Annotated in this window: 16 protein-coding genes and 1 tRNA gene; 4 read left to right on the top strand and 13 right to left on the bottom strand. The window is 67.7% G+C overall.

All coding sequences use genetic code 11. The annotated features are described in order from the left end of the window. Positions 1 to 6: 6 nt before the first annotated feature. Positions 7 to 1929, bottom strand: coding sequence for a phosphoenolpyruvate carboxykinase (GTP) (locus tag ABUA37_RS07660; protein ID WP_349898535.1), 1923 nt, complete (start codon positions 1927 to 1929; stop codon positions 7 to 9). A gap of 131 nt (positions 1930 to 2060) precedes the next feature. On the opposite strand from ABUA37_RS07660, the gene ABUA37_RS07655 reads away from it, so the two are divergent. After that, the gene (locus tag ABUA37_RS07655) at positions 2061 to 3497 is read left to right on the top strand and encodes a helix-turn-helix domain-containing protein (protein WP_349898534.1); all 1437 of its coding nucleotides are present in this window, start codon (positions 2061 to 2063) and stop codon (positions 3495 to 3497) included. Here ABUA37_RS07655 and ABUA37_RS07650 read toward each other — a convergent pair. From ABUA37_RS07650 to ABUA37_RS07620, 7 genes are all read right to left on the bottom strand, one after another. Then, the gene (locus ABUA37_RS07650) at positions 3494 to 4594 is read right to left on the bottom strand and encodes a glycerate kinase (protein WP_349898533.1); all 1101 of its coding nucleotides are present in this window, start codon (positions 4592 to 4594) and stop codon (positions 3494 to 3496) included. The genes ABUA37_RS07655 and ABUA37_RS07650 overlap by 4 nt on opposite strands. A gap of 31 nt (positions 4595 to 4625) precedes the next feature. After that, positions 4626 to 5600: an N-acetylglucosamine kinase gene (locus ABUA37_RS07645; protein ID WP_349898532.1), complete on the bottom strand. Its 975-nt coding sequence runs from the start codon at positions 5598 to 5600 to the stop codon at positions 4626 to 4628. Next, positions 5597 to 6856: a 6-phospho-beta-glucosidase gene (locus ABUA37_RS07640; protein WP_349898531.1), complete on the bottom strand. Its 1260-nt coding sequence runs from the start codon at positions 6854 to 6856 to the stop codon at positions 5597 to 5599. Before ABUA37_RS07640 ends, ABUA37_RS07645 begins: the two co-directional genes overlap by 4 nt. Next, positions 6853 to 8073, bottom strand: a complete 1221-nt coding sequence (locus tag ABUA37_RS07635) for an ROK family transcriptional regulator (protein ID WP_349898530.1) — start codon at positions 8071 to 8073, stop codon at positions 6853 to 6855. The genes ABUA37_RS07640 and ABUA37_RS07635 overlap by 4 nt, the downstream gene beginning before the upstream one ends. An 89-nt stretch (positions 8074 to 8162) precedes the next feature. Further along, complete coding sequence (locus ABUA37_RS07630; RefSeq protein ID WP_349898529.1) at positions 8163 to 9707, bottom strand: FAD-binding oxidoreductase; 1545 nt, start codon at positions 9705 to 9707, stop codon at positions 8163 to 8165. 179 nt (positions 9708 to 9886) lie between these two features. Then, complete coding sequence (locus ABUA37_RS07625) at positions 9887 to 10318, bottom strand: GntR family transcriptional regulator (RefSeq protein WP_349898528.1); 432 nt, start codon at positions 10316 to 10318, stop codon at positions 9887 to 9889. Then, entirely contained in the window at positions 10315 to 11274 is a 960-nt protein-coding gene (locus ABUA37_RS07620; RefSeq protein WP_349898527.1) for a hypothetical protein, read from the bottom strand. Before ABUA37_RS07620 ends, ABUA37_RS07625 begins: the two co-directional genes overlap by 4 nt. A 145-nt stretch (positions 11275 to 11419) precedes the next feature. On the opposite strand from ABUA37_RS07620, the gene ABUA37_RS07615 reads away from it, so the two are divergent. Continuing rightward, positions 11420 to 11902 (top strand): DUF2975 domain-containing protein, encoded by a 483-nt coding sequence (locus ABUA37_RS07615; protein WP_349898526.1) that lies wholly within the window; start codon positions 11420 to 11422, stop codon positions 11900 to 11902. Further along, positions 11902 to 12111, top strand: coding sequence for a helix-turn-helix domain-containing protein (locus tag ABUA37_RS07610; RefSeq protein WP_349898525.1), 210 nt, complete (start codon positions 11902 to 11904; stop codon positions 12109 to 12111). The genes ABUA37_RS07615 and ABUA37_RS07610 overlap by 1 nt, the downstream gene beginning before the upstream one ends. A gap of 43 nt (positions 12112 to 12154) precedes the next feature. Here the strand turns inward: ABUA37_RS07610 and ABUA37_RS07605 are convergent, their stop codons facing one another. Beyond that, the gene (locus ABUA37_RS07605) at positions 12155 to 12898 is read right to left on the bottom strand and encodes an SDR family oxidoreductase (RefSeq protein ID WP_349898524.1); all 744 of its coding nucleotides are present in this window, start codon (positions 12896 to 12898) and stop codon (positions 12155 to 12157) included. A 100-nt stretch (positions 12899 to 12998) separates the two neighbouring features. Between ABUA37_RS07605 and ABUA37_RS07600 the strand changes: the two genes are divergently transcribed. Further along, positions 12999 to 13841 (top strand): helix-turn-helix transcriptional regulator, encoded by an 843-nt coding sequence (locus ABUA37_RS07600; RefSeq protein WP_349898523.1) that lies wholly within the window; start codon positions 12999 to 13001, stop codon positions 13839 to 13841. Here ABUA37_RS07600 and ABUA37_RS07595 read toward each other — a convergent pair. The 4 genes from ABUA37_RS07595 to ABUA37_RS07580 all read right to left on the bottom strand — a co-directional run bounded on the left by ABUA37_RS07595 (position 13834) and on the right by ABUA37_RS07580 (position 16169). Further along, positions 13834 to 14652 (bottom strand): ketopantoate reductase family protein, encoded by an 819-nt coding sequence (locus ABUA37_RS07595; protein ID WP_349898652.1) that lies wholly within the window; start codon positions 14650 to 14652, stop codon positions 13834 to 13836. The genes ABUA37_RS07600 and ABUA37_RS07595 overlap by 8 nt on opposite strands. Positions 14653 to 14750: 98 nt before the next feature. After that, positions 14751 to 15104 carry a hypothetical protein gene (locus ABUA37_RS07590; protein ID WP_349898659.1) on the bottom strand — a complete coding sequence of 118 codons (354 nt, stop codon included), beginning with the start codon at positions 15102 to 15104 and terminating at the stop codon, positions 14751 to 14753. A 108-nt stretch (positions 15105 to 15212) separates the two neighbouring features. Next, a tRNA-Arg gene (locus tag ABUA37_RS07585) sits at positions 15213 to 15287 on the bottom strand. 273 nt (positions 15288 to 15560) lie between these two features. Further along, positions 15561 to 16169 (bottom strand): hypothetical protein, encoded by a 609-nt coding sequence (locus ABUA37_RS07580; RefSeq protein WP_349898522.1) that lies wholly within the window; start codon positions 16167 to 16169, stop codon positions 15561 to 15563. Positions 16170 to 16255: the final 86 nt, after the last annotated feature.

The following is a 16255-nucleotide window of genomic DNA, read 5'->3' as shown; positions in this document are numbered from 1 at the left end:
TGGGCTTTAGTTCTCGATCGACAGCTTCACTCTGCGGCGGATGTCGGCGAGCTGCTTCGTGAGTTCGGCGGGCAGTCGCTCCCCGAAGTGACCGAAGAACTCCTCGGTGCTGTCCAGCTCGGCGAGCCATGCATCCGGATCGATGTCGAAGAGCTCGTTCCAGTGTTTGGCCGTGACCTCGAGACCCTCGAGATTGATGCCGCCGTCGGCGGGCTTCCAGCCGAGGGGAGTGTCGGCTGCCGGCACGCGGCCGTCGACGCGCTCGAGGATCCACTCGAGCACTCGCGCGTTCTCCGCGAAGCCGGGCCACAGGAAGCTGCCGTCGGCGCCCTTGCGGAACCAGTTGACCTGGAAGATCTTCGGCGCGTTACCGTTCTGCTGCAGCTTCTCGCCTACCTTCAGCCAGTGGGACCAGTGGTCCGCCATGTTGTAGCCGCAGAACGGCATCATCGCGAAGGGGTCACGGCGCAGTTCGCCGACGGTTCCCTCGGCGGCGGCCGTTCGCTCCGACGAGACGGTGGCGCCGACGAAGACGCCGTGCTTCCAGTCGCGTGCCTCGACCACAAGCGGCACGTTGCTCGCGCGGCGGCCGCCGAAGATGATCGCGTCGATGACCACGCCATCCGGGTCGTCCCAGTTGTCAGAGATGGTGGGGCACTGTGAGGCGGCCACGGTGAAGCGCGAGTTGGGGTGTGCGGCGGGGCGACCGGATGCCGGGCTCCAGTCGTTGCCCTCCCAGTCGACCAGGTGGTCGGGCGCCTTGTCGGTCAGGCCCTCCCACCACACGTCGCCGTCGTCGCGCAGCGCCACGTTGGTGAAGATGGTGTTGCCCCACATCGTCTCGATGGCCGTCGCGTTGGTCGTCTCGCTCGTGCCGGGGGCGACGCCGAAGAAGCCCGCCTCCGGGTTGATGGCGCGCAGGCGCCCATCCGGTCCAGTGTGCAGCCAGGCGATGTCGTCGCCGATGGTCTCGACCTTCCAGCCGGGAATGGTCGGGCGCAGCATGGCGAGGTTGGTCTTGCCGCAGGCGGAGGGGAAGGCAGCGGCGACGTGGAAGACGCGTCCGCGAGGGTTCGTGACCTTGAGGATGAGCATGTGCTCGGCGAGCCAGCCCTCGTCGCGGGCGATCACCGAGGCGATGCGCAGGGCAAACGCCTTCTTGCCGAGCAGGGCGTTGCCGCCGTAGGCGGAGCCGAACGACCAGATCTCCCGCGTCTCGGGGAAGTGCGAGATGTACTTGGTGTCGTTGCAGGGCCACGCGACGTCCTGCTCGCCCTCGGCGAGGGGCGCTCCGACGCTGTGCAGCGCGGGAACCCATTCGACGCCCGGGGTGATGAGGCGCAGTGCCTCGGTGCCCATGCGCGTCATGATGCGCATGCTCGCGACGACGTAGGGCGAGTCGGTGATCTGCACGCCGAGCTTCGAGTACGGGCTCCCGAGGGGGCCCATCGAGAACGGCACGACGTACATCGTGCGGCCGCGCATGCTGCCGTCGAAGAGCTCGCGCAGGGTGGCCTTCATCTCGTCGGGGTGGCGCCAGTTATTCGTCGGGCCGGCATCCTCTTCGTCGAGGGAACAGATGAACGTGCGCTCCTCGACCCTGGCAACATCGCTGGGTGCGCTGCGCGCGAGAAAACTGTAGGGACGGAACTCGGGGTTGACGCGGGTGAGCGTGCCACTCGCGACGAGCTCGCGCGTCACGTCGTCGAATTCTTTCGCCGAGCCGTCGCACCACACGATGCGGTCCGGCTTGGTGAGTGCCGCCATCGACGCGACCCATTCGGCCACGTCACGGGGGATCACGGGCGCGTCCTCGTGCTCGTGTTCTTCTTCGCCGTGCGTGGCGGTGCGGTAAGCGTTGTCGCGAAGCCGTTCGTCAGCCTCGACGAGGTCGGCATCCGTGCGGGGGCGAATGGGGGTGAGAGTCATGTCGGTCCCTCTAACTTTCGTGATGGTGTTCTGTCAAGAACGGGCTTCTTCTTCCACGATGCGCCAATCTCGGGCAACTTTCTTCCGAAATTGATGGAAAGAAGCGTCGATCTTTCGCTAGTGTCAATTCCATGACCGATCTCGCCACCCTGGGGCAGCGCATCCGTTTCTTTCGCACCGCGGCGGGCCTGACGCTCGACCAGCTGGGCGCCCAGGTCTCGATCGCCGGCAGCCAGCTCTCCCTCATGGAGAACGGGCGGCGCGAGCCCAGGCTCTCGCTGCTCCAGAGCATCGCCACGGCGCTCGGAACGGAGGTCTCCGATCTCCTCGACGCGAAGCCGCCGACCCGCAGGGCCGCCCTCGAGATCGAACTCGACCGGATGCAACACAGCGCCGTCTACGCGGGGCTCGGGCTGCCCAGCATCCGCCCCTCGCGCTCGATGTCGGACGACACCCTCGAAGCGATGCTCGGCCTGCACCGCGAGCTTGCTCGCCGCGCCCGCGAGGCGATCGCGACGCCCGAGGAGGCGCGCCGCGCGAACACCGAGCTGCGTCAGTACATGCGCACGCAGAACAACCACCTACCCGAGATCGAAGAACTCGCGGAGGAGAGCCTGCGCAGCGTGGGTCACACCACCGGCGCGCTCACCCATCGCGAGGTGAGCCTCATGGCCAAGAAGCTCGGATTCGAGCTGATCTTCGTGAACGACCTGCCGCACTCCACCCGTTCGGTGACCGACCTCGCCAACGGGCGCATCTACCTCCCGCCCGCCTCCATCCCGGGCGGCCACGGGTTGCGCTCGATGGCGCTGCAGGCGCTCGCGCACCGGCTGCTCGGTCACAAGGAGCCCGACAGCTATGCAGAATTCCTGCGTCAGCGACTGGAGATCAACTACTACGCGGCGGCGTGCCTCATGCCGCTGCGGCAGTCGGTCGACTTCCTCACCGCGGCCAAGAACGATCGCAACCTCGCGATCGAGGACTTCCGCGACGCCTTCGGCGTGACACACGAGGCCGCTGCGCTGCGCTTCACCAACCTGGCGACCACACACCTCGGCATGACCGTGCACTTCCTTCGCGTCGGCGAAGACGGCGCGCTCTACAAGGGCTACGAGAACGACGGCCTGCGCATGCCGACGGATGTCACCGGATCCACCGAGGGCCAGCTGGTCTGCCGCCACTGGAGTGCGCGCATAGCGTTCGCGCGAACGAATCGCACGACGGAGCTGTACCAGTACACCGACACGCCGACCGGCACCTACTGGTGCTCGACGCAGACCGGCACCGGCTCCAAGGAGGAGTTCTCGATCACCTTCGGTGTGCCGTTCGCCGACGCGAAGTGGTTCCGCGGGCGCGAGACCACGAACCGCGAGACCTCAAGCTGCCCGGATGCGAGCTGCTGCCGTCGTCCCACCACCGAGCTCTCGAAGCGCTGGGCGCACAAGGCGTGGCCGAGCGCTCGGCTGCACGCGCACATCCTCTCGCCGCTGCCGTCCGGCACGTTCCCCGGCGTCGACGACAACGAGCTCTACGCCTTTCTGGAGCAGCACTCGGGCGATACGCACTAGCCATCGGACGCGAACGAGCGCGCCGACTCCGCACCCGCGGCGCGCAGCCAGCGCGTCGGGTCTCCCATCGCGGCCCCCGCGGAACCGGCCAGCTCTGTGAGCGAGCTTGCCGGAATCGCCGAGCCGTCGGCCCCGACGGGTGGCACCTCCAGCCTTCCCGCGATGACTCGCACGGGAACGTCCACGCGACCCGCGAGCGCGATCACGTGCCCCACGACCTTGCCCGCGGTCGAGGTCGCATCGAAGGAACCCTCGCCCGTGATGATCAGCGAGGCGCCGCCCACCGCATCCGGAAGCCGGCTGAGCCTGGACAGATAGGGCGCTCCCGGCTCGATCGAGGCGCCCCACGCGGCCGCGAAGCCGTAGGCGGTGCCACCGGCCGCGCCCGAGCCCGACAGCGTCGGATCTCCTCCCAGCAGCTCGGCGAAGCGCGCCAGACCGGTATCGAGGAGCTCCACCTGGTCCGGTGCGGCGCCCTTCTGCGGACCGAAGACGTGTGCCGCTCCGCTGGTGCCGAGGAGCGGAGCCGTCACGTCGCTCAGGAGCACGACGCCGTCGACCGGGGGAGTGACGAGTCCGCCGCGCTGAAGCGAGGCGAGGCGCGCCAACTCGGACGCGCGCAGTTCGCCGCCCTGAGCGACGAGGCCCAGTGCGGCAAGGGCACCCGCCCCGCCATCGGTCGAGGCGGATCCGCCGAGGCCGATCACGAGTTTGCGCGCCCCGCTCGCGAGAGCCGCCCGGATGACCTCCCCGAGCCCATAGGTCGTGGCCATCATCGGGTCGAGGGCGCCCATGAGCGGCAGTCCGCACATTTGGGCGAGCTCGATCACGGCCACACCGCCAGGCAACTCGAGCCATTCGCCCGGCACGCGCCTGCCATCCGGTCCGCTCACGAGGCCGGCGTCTCGGCGAACGGAGCCGGGAACCGCAGACTCGACGGCGTCCAGGGTGCCTTCGCCGCCATCTGCCTGGGGCAGCAGCACGAGCGCGTCGCCCTGCCGCACCGAGCGCCAGCCGGCGGCGATCGCCTCGGCGACCCTGCGCGCGGGGAGTGTGCCCTTGAACGAGTCCGGCGCGATCACAACGGAGAGCTGCATCACTCCATTCTGTCTCGAGGCCGAGCGCGGATCACTCGCGACCCAGCTGCTGCCTCGCCCGCTCCAGTGCGTCGGCGTTGGCGCCCACGGACTCCAGGCCGAGGAGTGCGGCGCCGATGATCGGTCGCGATCGCACGAGTTCGATCGTCGCGAGGGGCGCCCGTTCGGCGAGCAGTGCGGTCACGTCGTCGATCAACTTCTCGTGACCCGTGGCGAGAACGCCGCCGCCCAGAACGACCGGAAGTGCCGTGTTCTCCAGACCCAGCCTCCGGATGGCCGCTACCGCGATCGCCACGATCTCCTCGGCCTGTCGCTCGAGGAGCAGCAGACCCGCGGTGTCACCCCGGTCGGCGGCCGCGAGCACGAGCGGCGCGAGCGTCGCGAACACCGCCGTCGACAGGCGTCCAAAATGGATCTCTTCGAGCACGGCCTCGATGTCGGGCAGCCCAAGCTGCTGCGGGATCGTCGTGGTGAATTCGGTCGCCTCACCGCGACCATCAACGGCGCGCGCCGCGTGCCAGAGGGCCTGCTCGCCGAGCTGCCAGCCGCCACCCCAGTCGCCGGAGAGAGTGCCGAGCGCGGCAAAGCGCGCGTGCGCGCCATCCGCCCGAATGCCCACGCAATTGATGCCCGTGCCGCAGACCACCGCGATCGCGTTCGGCTCCTCGGTTCCGGCCCGCAGCAGCGCGAACATGTCGTTGTCGACGATAGGTTCCCGCTCGCCGCTGTTCGCCCAGGCGAACTCGGCGATAGCCGTGCGGAAGGCGGTGATCTCCGCGGGCAGATCGACGCCGGAGAGGTAGATCGCTGCACGCAGAAGGGGCCGGCCGGCGAGCACCTCGGTAACCAGCGAGTCCACGAGCGCCGCGGCGGGAGCCAGGCCGATGTTCTGCGGGCTCGACGCGCCACGACGCGACCGAGCGATCACGTTACCGTCGAGGTCCAGCGCCACCGCATCCGTCTTCGAGCCGCCGCCGTCGATCGCGACGAGAACCGGATCGTTCACTTCGCCCACGCCAGATGCTGCGCGTTGGTCGCGAGCAGCAGGTCGGTGAGCCTCTCCGCCTTCTCGAACTGGCGAACCAGCGGATGCGCGACCAGCGCCCGCAGCACCCGGTCACGTCCGCCGTGCACCGCGGCATCCAGTGCCAGCCGCTCGTAGCCCGCGACATCGCCGATGAGCCCGGCCAGGTCATCCGGCAACCTCTCGATCGGCAGTGCGGACACCCCGTCGCTGCCCACCGTCGCGGGCACCTCGATCACGTGGTCGTCGGGGAGGAAGGGCATGGCGCCGTTGTTGACCAGGTTCACCACCTGCACGTCGCGACGGTCCGAGACGAGCGAGGCGATGAGGTCGACCGCGGCCTCGGAGTAGTACGCACCGCCTCGCTTCTCGAGGATCGCGGGCTTGGTGTCGACGTGCGGGTCTGCGTAGAGGTCGAGAAGTTCCCGCTCGACGTCCATGACGGCCTCCGCGCGGGTCGGCGATGCCAGCTGCTCCTTCAGCACCTCGTCGTGGTCGTAGAAGTAGCGCAGGTAGTAGGAGGGCACAGAGCCGAGGAGGGTGAGGAGCGACGGCGACAGCTCGACGACCTCGGCCAGCTCCTCGACGCGCTCGCCGAGCAGGCGTGGCAGCACGTTGCGGCCGCGCACGGTCACGCCGCGCTCCCAGGTCAGGTGGTTGAGACCGACGTGGTCGAGCTGCACCTCGGCGAAGTCCACATCGAGCATCGAGGCGAACCGGCGCTGGAATCCCATCGCCACATTGCACAGGCCCACGGCACGGTGGCCCGCCTGCAGCAGGGCGCGGGTGACGATGCCGACCGGGTTGGTGAAGTCGATGATCCACGCGTTCGGCTTGGCGTGCCGTCGCACGTTCTCGGCGATGTCGAGCACGACGGGCACGGTGCGTAAGGCCTTCGCGAAGCCTCCGGGTCCGGTGGTCTCCTGACCGATGACCTGCGCCTCGTGCGGCCAGGTCTCGTCGCCCTGGCGTGCCGCCTGGCCGCCGATGCGAAGCTGCAACAGAACGACGTCGGCGTTCTCGACGCCGGCCACGACATCCGAGGTCGCCATGATGGTCCCCGGATGCCCGGCCCGAACGAACATGCGCCGCGCCATCCCCGACACCAGGTCGAGCCGGTGCGCGTCCGGATCGACGAGCCACAGCTCCTCGATGGGAAGCAACTCGCGCAGGCGGGAGAACCCGTCGATGAGCTCTGGCGTGTAGGGGGAGCCTCCACCGATGACGGTCAACTTCATGTCGTGGCCCTTCGTTTTTCAGACTCTTCTTCGCCGAGTTCACCGAGGAGTCGCTTGCGCACGTCGCGCAGCAGCAGTTCCCTCGCTCCCCGCAGCACGGGGAATTGTGCGACCTCGGATGCCGCCACCATCGGATTCCACAGCGTCGCCGTCTGGATCTCGCCACTGACGAGAGCGGCGAGTTCCGCGCCTCCCGCGCTGCCCAGCGGGCCACCGAGCACGATGGTCTCGGGATCGAGGATGGCGAGCACGGGAACGATGCCGAGTGCGATGCGGGGGGCGAGCGCGCTCAGCACCGCCTCGCGCGCGGGATGCGTGGCGAGGATTGCGCAGAGGTCGGCGAGGCTGCGCGCGTGCACTCCGTGCTGTGCCGCGAGCCGCACGAGGGCGGGACCGCCGAGCAGATCCTGCAGGTTCGTGGCGTCCGCGTCGATGGGCTCCGCGACGCGAGGCACCGGGAGGTATCCGATCTCGCCCGCGCCGCCCGCCGCGCCGTGATGCACCGTTCCGGCCAGGTCGACGGCGAGACCGAGCCCCTCGCCCATCCAGAGCAGCGCGAAGCTCGATGCCCCGTGAGCCGCGCCCTCGCAGCGCTCGGCGATGGCGGCCAGGTTGACGTCGTTGTCGATCTGCACGTCGCGGCCGAGGGCATCCGCGAGCGTTGCGCTCACGGCTTTGCGGGGCCAGCCCGGCAGCGTGTCGATGAAGGAGAGCTCATCGGTGCGCGGGTCGATCGAGCCCTGCAGCCCGATCGTGACGGTTCGCACCGCTGTGGCATCGAAGCCGGCGGATGCGCAGGCCGAGTCGATGGTGCCGCGGAGGTCGGCGGCAGCGTCGCGACCCGCCCGGTCGATCTCCGCTTCTGCCACCGGATGTTCGGCACCGGTCGCATCAACCGCCGTGGATCGGATGACCGCATCGTCGATCTCGACGGCGACGCCCAGCACCCGGTCGGTGCGCACCCCGTAGCTGGCGGCGTTCGGACCGCGACCGCCGGAGACCTCGCCGACGGCCTCGATGATTCCCGTCTGTTCGAGCCGCGAGACGATCTGGGACGCGGTGGGCTTGGAGAGTCCGGACAGCTCGCCGAGTTGGTTGCGGGTGAGCACGCCGTGTTCGAACAGCAGCGACAGCGCGGTGCGCTCGTTGGTCTCGCGCAGCCAGGAGGGCGTCCCTCGCACCGGCTTCGCCATGGTGTCCCTTCGTCGCGCGGTCACGCCGGTATGCGTGGCGCTGCGCTGCGCAAAGCTATCAGGAAACTTCCTCAACAGAAACATCCACCTTCATGGCGGGTCCCCGCGCCGGCTCAGTAGGCCTGCGGCTGCGTGAAGAGCCCCGTCGGGTCGTACTTCGCGCGCGCGGCCGAAAGTCGAGCGGCGTTGTCGCCAAAGTACGACTTTGCCGGGTCCGGCAGGCTCGCATCCGCATAGTTGACGTAGGCGCCGTCGCCCCACTGCGGCTCGAGCGCGGATCGGAACCCTCGCACGTAGGCATCGAACGGTGCCGGGTCCAGGCCATTCTCGAAGACCGCGCTGTACTGCACCATCATGAGGGCGGTGCGATGGGGGAACGCGGTGGCGCTCGGGCCGAGCTCGCGCACCCGGCCGCCGAGGGCATCCATGGCTATGCCGCCCTCCTTCAGTCCGGGCACCGCGGATGCCGCCAGCACCTGGTCGAGCAGCGTCGCGATTGCGGTGCGGTTGAGTTCGAGATACGGCACGTGTGAGGTCGCGGCCCACGAGTGGCGCGTCAGCCGTCCGTCCTCGCCCGTCGTGCACTCGGCGAGCGGAATCGTGGCGCATCCGGCGTAGCTCATCATCGCGTCGAGGTAGCTGTGGGTGGTGACGACGTCGCGCGTTGGCGCCTCGGTGACGGCGGTGAGCAGCGGTGCGAGTTGCGCGTCGAGCTCGCCTTTCGGGCCGATCCAGGTGCCGGCCACGGTGAGGGAGGGACCTTCGGGGTGGCTGGTTCCGGCGAGCAGTTTGAGCGCCGACCAGAGTTTGGGGTCGGCCTGTGGTGCCCACCCCTGCCACGCCTTAACGACGTCTTCCGCGCTGGAGAACGGCCACTCGAGCGTGAACATGGTGACCTTGGGTGCTGCCTGCGTCGTCAGCGTGAGCGCCGTGACCACGCCGAGGTGGCCGCCTCCGCCGCCGCGGCAGGCCCAGAACAGTTCCGGCTCCTTCGATTCCGTTGCGGTATGCAACGTTCCGTCCGCAGTCACGATCTCGACCTCGACGAGCGAGTCACAACTGAGCCCGTACGCTCGGCTGAGCACGCCAACTCCGCCGCCGAGGATCAGTCCGGTCGCCCCGACCGTTGCACAGGAGCCGGCGGCGATCGCCCTACCGGCATTGCCGAGCGCCGTATAGACCTGGGCCAGCGAGGCGCCCGCCTGGATGCGAACGGTTCCGCCATCCACGATCACATCCGTCATGCCTCGCGTGTCGATCACGAGCGACGGCGGCATGTCTGTGCCGTCCGCGCCGCCGGACGACCAGCCGGTGTAGCTGTGGCCGCCCGAGCGCAGGGCCAGGGGAATCTTCTGCGCGACGGCGAAGGCAAGCCCGGCGGCCACATCCGTCGCGGATGTCGCGGTCAGCACGCCGAGCGGCCTCGCGTCGTCGAAGCGCGGGTTCTCGACGAGCCGCACGGTGTCGTACGCGTCGTCGCCCGGTCGCGCGAGCGTTCCGGTGATCGCGCTGGCCAGCTCGTCCCAATTCGCGGGGATCTCTGGCGCGGTGCTGCGGGAGCGGGACGGACGCGGCGCGGGCGGAGAGACCGGCGCGCACCCCGCGAGGAGGCCAACGGCGCCCATTGCGAGCACGTGTCGGCGCGAGATCGAGGTCACTGCCCCATGTTATGAGCGACGGCTCTATTCACTGTCATCCCTGCGACGCGGCGGCGCACCTTCGTTCTGCTCGATCTGAGTCAGCAGTTCGACAACGAACGACGTGATGTCGACCGATCGGGTCGCGAACTCGGCACCCACATCCGTCCGAACTGCTGGCGTATCTCCTGTCCCGTTGCTCACTGGATTGCACTCAGTTCCGGTGCGTCCGCGTGTTCGCTTGCAGACATCGCCGTCGGTTCCATGGGCTCATCCGGGTGCGCTCGACGCCACTCGGTGCTGATTGCCGCAACGACGTCCTCGAGCTCGACGTCTTCGTCGACGAGAGCATCAACGAGGGTGGCTATCGTGCGGGTGACCTGGTCGGAGACCGCTTTACCGGACCGAACACGAGTGCCCTTTGCGCGACTGGACTCGACGAGCCCCGCAGCTTCGAGGGAACGGTACGCGCGCGCGATGGTGCCGGGCGCGGCACGAAGATCGGCGGCTAACTGCCGAACCGACGGCAGTCGATGACCTGCGGGAAGCTGACCAGACCGGATGAGGGTAGCGATCTGCGCTCTGATCTGTTCGTAAGGTGGCGTGGGGTCGGCTGTTTCGATCGTAATCATGCCGGTTGCTCCACGGTGCTTGTGCCGTCGTCGCGCGGCATTCGTCGCAATCTTCCGGCGCTGATTCCGCTGAGCGCTGCCGCGACGGTGAATGCCAGACCGGCCAGAAGGGCTACGCCGCCAGCAAGAAGCAGAGCGAGCCCCAGCATGGAGAGCCAATGGGCCGCGTCGCCCGTCAGCCCGGTGTTGAGAACCGGCGCATTAAGGAACGGAAGTCCTGCCGCCGCCAACAGCATTCCGGTGGTCAACATCATGGGCGCGATTCCAATAAACAAGATGAGTCGCGCGGCGTTTTCACGAAGCGCGATGTCTGCGGTGACGAACCCAGGCCATGCCGCCCCCGGCGACACTGCCACGCGTCTGAACGCGAGGGCAACCGACGCTGCGAGCAGAACCACGGCGACGGCAGTCGGCACCCCGAAATACCACCCGGGGAAAAGATAGGGGCCGCCTACAGTGCAAGGAACGTCGAAGACGGCAGCGCAGAGGAACCGTCCATCCGGTGGTGCGCTGGAGAGCGATCCGCACGCCGCGATCACGGCCATCGACAGCGCAGTCGAGCTCACAAACGTCCAGCGCAGCTTTGGCGACGCGAGCGACTTTGCGTTTCGACGGTCGAGGCTCGCGATGTGGCGGTCTACTTGGCCCTCGATGGGAACTGCGGGAAAAACCGCGAACACCGCCAAGCCGGCAGCGGTGCTGAGCGAGGGCGCCACCAGGAACGAGACGCCCTGCCACAGCGGGAACGCCAGATGGGCCAGAACCGCGGCTCCAAAGACCAGGAGCGTGACAAGCACCGCGGAGGCAGTTCGGACAAAGGCGGCTCTTTGGGTGCGACCCAGAGCAGCAGAGCCGACGCCGAGGTAGGGGCCTCGTACCCGCAGGATGCCGATGATCGCTCCCACGATCACCACCGCGCTCAAGGCCGCGGCTGAGTACAACGCTTCTTCGGCCATCGTCATCTCCATCCTGTATCAACTGGACGGTACAGCCCGGGGAACCTTGTGTCAAGACGTTGATACAGCCATGCGATAGAGAGTGTCGCGCTCGAGATCGAGTATCGATAAGCTCATATTGTTAATCGATAAGAAGGATCTTCCCATGACCAAACTCGCCGTCATCACTTCTCAGATCCTCGTCCTCGTGCTGTTCTTCGCCGCGCTCGGCGTGCAGCTCCTAATCCTTCCCGGAATCGCAGCTCAGGCGCGTGACCTCAATCCGCAGGTCGCCTATCTCTATGCCCCGTTCTTGGCGATGTGCATCGCTGTCATCGCATGCGGCCAGATCGTGCTCGCATCCATCTGGATGCTGCTGAGACTTGTCGATCGAGACCGCATCTTCACGAAGCGGGCCTTCGTATGGGTGGCGATCATGATTGCCGCGCTCCTCCTCGCAACCGCGCTAGCCGGGGTGATGTTCGTCATCCAGAACGTCGTTCTCCAGCTCGGTGGCCCGCCGCTCCTCACGTACGGGCTCCTTGCAGTCATGGTCGGCAGCACCACCCTGGCCCTCGTGCTCGTCGCCCTGCGCGGACTACTGCGCAAGGCGAGCGATCACGCCGCGTACCTCGAAGAAGTGGTCTGATGGCGATCGTCGTGAACCTGGATGTCATGCTCGCGCGCCGCAAGATGTCCGTCACCGAACTCGCGGATGCGGTGGGCATCACGATCGCCAACATCTCCGTTCTCAAGAACTCCCGCGCCAAGGCCGTGCGCTTCACGACGCTCGACGCGATCTGCCGGGTGCTCACCTGCCAGCCGGGCGACATCCTCGAATACACCGCGGATGCCTGACCGCACGTTCCCGAAGTGCGAGACGGCCCGAAAAATTACGCGATCAGTGCGCCGCCAACATCGCGAACACCTTGTCGTACGAGCCCTCGGCCGTGGCGTACCGCAGGAACTTGACGTTCTCCACGAGGATCTCCTTCGCATCCGGCTCATCGCGCAGGATGCCCATGACCTCGCTCAGGAAGTCGTCCAGCGGCATCGCGCGGTCGGAGTTCTCCTGTCCCATGAGGGCAGTCTGCACGGCAGGCGGCGCGAGCTCGAGAACCTGCACGCCCGCGGGTGCCAACTGGTGGCGCAGCACCTCGGTGTACGCGTGAATGGCCGACTTCGTCGCGTTGTAGGTCGGGGTCGCCGCGAGCGGAACGAAGGCCAGGCCGGAGGAGACCGTGATGATCGTCGCGTTCGGCTGGCCGGCCAGGAGCGGGGTGAACGCCGTGATCGTGCGGATCGGACCGAGCAGATTCGAGCTGATCGTCGCCTCTGCCGTCTCCAGGTGGGCGGGGTCGAGCAGGTTCTCCGGGCGCATGATGCCTGCGGCTGCGATGAGCACGTTGACCTCGGGGTGGTCGCGCTCCACTATGGAGCGCAGGGCGTCGATCGAGGCAGGGTCATCGACATCCAGCGGCAGCCCGATGATGCCCGGGTTCGCTTCGGCGATGGAGTCGAGGAGTTCCCGGCGGCGACCGGTGATGATGACCGTATTGCCCGCGGAGTGGAAGCGAAGACCCAGACCGAGGCCGATGCCGGAGGTTCCGCCGGTGATGAGAATGGTGTTTCCTGTGATGTTCATGGCTCAAGTTCAGCCGCGGCGGAAACGACCAACAAGGAAGCGGTTATCCGCTGATCGACAGTCAGTGGATAACCGAACTCAGACACGCGAGAGTAGACCAGTGGATCAACCCGAGCTCGCCGACTTCCTTCGCACCCGCCGCGTGGCGCTGCAGCCCGAGGACGTCGGACTCTCGCGCGGTCCGCGTCGCCGCACGCCGGGACTCCGGAGGGAAGAGGTCGCCGAGCTCGCAGGCATGTCCACCGACTATTACGCACGCCTCGAGCGCGGAAATGGACCGCAGCCCTCCGAGCAGATGGCCGCGGCGATCGCCCGCGCACTCCGCCTCACGCTCGCGGAGCGTGACCACCTGTTCCTGCTGACCGGCCACAGTGCGCCGAAACGCGTGCTGCGTGCCGAGCACGTCAACCCCGGGCTGATGCGCGTGCTCGATCGCCTCGAGGACATCCCCGCCCAAATCATGACGAGGCTCGGCGAGACCCTCGTGCAGACCGAGCTCGCGGTTGCGCTTCTGGGCGACCAGACCCGCTTCACCGGCCCAGAACGCGCCAACGTCTATCGGTGGTTCACCGATCCGTCGTCGCGGAACATCTATCCCGAGAAGGATCATGATCATCACGGCCGCGTCTTCGTCGCCCAGCTGCGTGAAAGGGCCGTGGCCGAGGGCGAGCGCTCGCCGGCCGCGGCGCTGGCGGCATCGCTGAGCCGGATGAGCGCGGAATTCCGCGCGGTGTGGCGCGATCACCAGGTCGGGCTTCGTTACACGGAGGACAAGACCTTCGTTCACCCGGAGCTTGGCCTCATCGACCTGCACTGTCAGAGCCTGCTCGATCCCGACCAGTCGCAGGTGCTGCTCGTGTTGACCGCGTCGCCGGGCACCGAGAGCTACGACAAGCTCAGGCTGCTGTCGGTCATCGGAGACCAGCACCTCAGCGTCAGGTAGCAGTGCGGGCAGAGAGCTCTCGAACGATGCGTTCAATGGTGGGCGTGGCGATTCCGTGCGATTCACCACGTCGGATGAGCGCGCCACCGATCGCGTCGAGTTCGCTGTCGCCTCCCGTCTCGAGGTCCGCCTGGAGCGACGAGCGCATCGGGGACGGCAGCTTGCCGAGTGCCGTGGCAATCTCATCCGGAGTCGCAGCGGCGCCATCCGCGGTCGCGACGGCGGCCACCTCGTCGAGCAGCGTGCGGGTCAGCTCTCGATCGTGCTCGAGCGCCGGGCCGATCGACTGGCGCCAGTAGGAGCTCAGGAGCGCCATGGGTGCGAGAAAGCGCAGCTTGGCCCACAGCACCTCCGCCTCGGAACCGCCCACGCGCACGCCGAGTCCGGCCCGGTTGAGGTCGGCCACCGTCGCGAACTCCGCCGCGGCCGCCGGCACCACGATGGTCAGGAACGGACTCTTGTGATCGATAACGGTGACGGATGCGCGCAACGCCTCGACCGCGATCGTCGCCCCCGCGACCGGCGCACCATGCACGCTCGCCCGCAGGAGCGCCATGTGCTCCATCCCGTTGAGCAGCGAGACGACCTCCGTGGGACGGGCTTCGCCGATGGATGCCGCGACTGCTGGCACCGAGAATGCCTTCGTGGCCACGATGACGCGGGCACCCGTCGGGATGTCGCTGCGGGCTTCCAGGCGCGAGGTCCAGTCGCCGAAGTGCGGGCTGCGGATGCTCAGCCCCTGTTCGTTGATCGCCCGCGCCGTCTCGGGCCGGGCTACGGCGACGGCATCGACGCCCGCCCGCTCGAGCAGCGCGGCGAGCAGGCCACCGACGGCGCCGGGGCCGACGATGGCGACGGGGTTCTCAGACAGGTGATCCTCCGTTGGGACGCGTGGATGGACTCCGGATGTCAGCTCGGCTGGTTTTCGTCGGGCAGTGACAGCGTGACCTTGCCGTCCGCGAGTTCGTCCGGCCGATCGAGGGTCTCTCCGTCTGTGACGTCGACGGGGTTGCCGAACGTCACCGGGATGCGCGGTCGAGCCAGGTACAGCTCGTTGTAGACGTCGCCGGCTCCCGCGATCGCGCTCGACGTCGGCCGTGAGCCGCGCTTCGGTAACAGCGCGCGGACGATGCTCGTGACGATCACCACACCCCATCCCGCGTACGTCACGTAGGGAGGCCAACTCTGCCCGGTTGCGACGCCGATGGCGAGGGGAACCGCGCACACGACCATCGCGATCAGGACCCAGCCACTGGCTCGCATGACACCTCCCAAGAGAACGGATGCTCCCATCCTGTAACGCGGGCCACCGGATGTCGAGGCGCGAGCAAAAATCGAGACCTGCCGTGGCCTGCATGAGGCGAAAGGCGGTGGTGCCCCCACGCAGATTCGAACTGCGGCCCCTGCCTCCGGAGGGCAGTGCTCTATCCCCTGAGCTATGGGGGCCAGGAGTACTGACCAAGGTTACCCCAGCGGCGACGGTCTGGACGGCGCCTTGATCGTTGGCGCAACAAGCCTCAGTGTGATTCTGCTGGCGATGTGAACAGCGGATGTCAACCATAACTCAGGCAGTTTCGTCGCCACCCGCGGTCGAAACGGGGAGTTCTCGGGCTCGGCGAGCGCTCAACGTGAGATCTGCCTGAGTTACGAACAAGACGGCCGTTGACACGCCGCTGAACGCTTGGCACAGGGGAGCGAGACGTACGGGAACGAAGTGGGCTACTTCACGGCGGCGACGGCATCCTCGGCGAGTTGCTTCGCGTCATCCGCGGTGCCGAAGAAGACCGAGGTTGCCGTGACCCAGTACGGGCCGCGGAACACCTGCAGCTCGCCCGTTTCACCGCTCTTGCTGAACCAGGCCGCGTCGCCGAGACCCGAAACCGCCGTGCCCGAGGCCGCAGCACGCTTCAGAGCCGCAAGGTCGGATGCCGCGGGGTGGGCAGCAGCGAAACTGATCGTCTCGCCGCTGGTCTGATTCACCCAGTTGCACGCAATGCCCCGGTACTTGAGCGCCGCGCTCGCGCTGCTGCCGGACTTCGGCGTGTAGTCGGCGTCGAGGCTGAAGTTGGGGTTGAAGTCGTACATCTGCTGCAGCGAGACGAGTTGCTCGCAGCCGACGCCGAGCGGTGTTCCCGCAGCCTGACTCGGTGCAGCAGTCGCATGCGCTGTTGCCTCCGGCGTCGCACTCGCGGAACTCGATGAGGTGGAACGACTCGGGGCGGTGCTCGCGGTCGGATGCGCCGTGTCCTTGCACCCGGTGAGCGCGAGCAGCGCGATCGCCGTGATTACCGTGATTCGGGCCGTCATGCCGCCTGTTGTGGATGCCATCGGATCCCCCTCCTGTGCCGGTGTCAATTCTCACCCACGGCGACGGGGGCGACCGCGAGGGCGCGCGCGGGCCGCACGATAGAATC

It is taken from the genome of Parafrigoribacterium soli, from assembly GCF_040227235.1.
Classification (GTDB): Bacteria; Actinomycetota; Actinomycetes; order Actinomycetales; family Microbacteriaceae; genus Parafrigoribacterium_A; species Parafrigoribacterium_A soli.
This window is presented reverse-complemented; position numbering and strand designations above follow the sequence as displayed.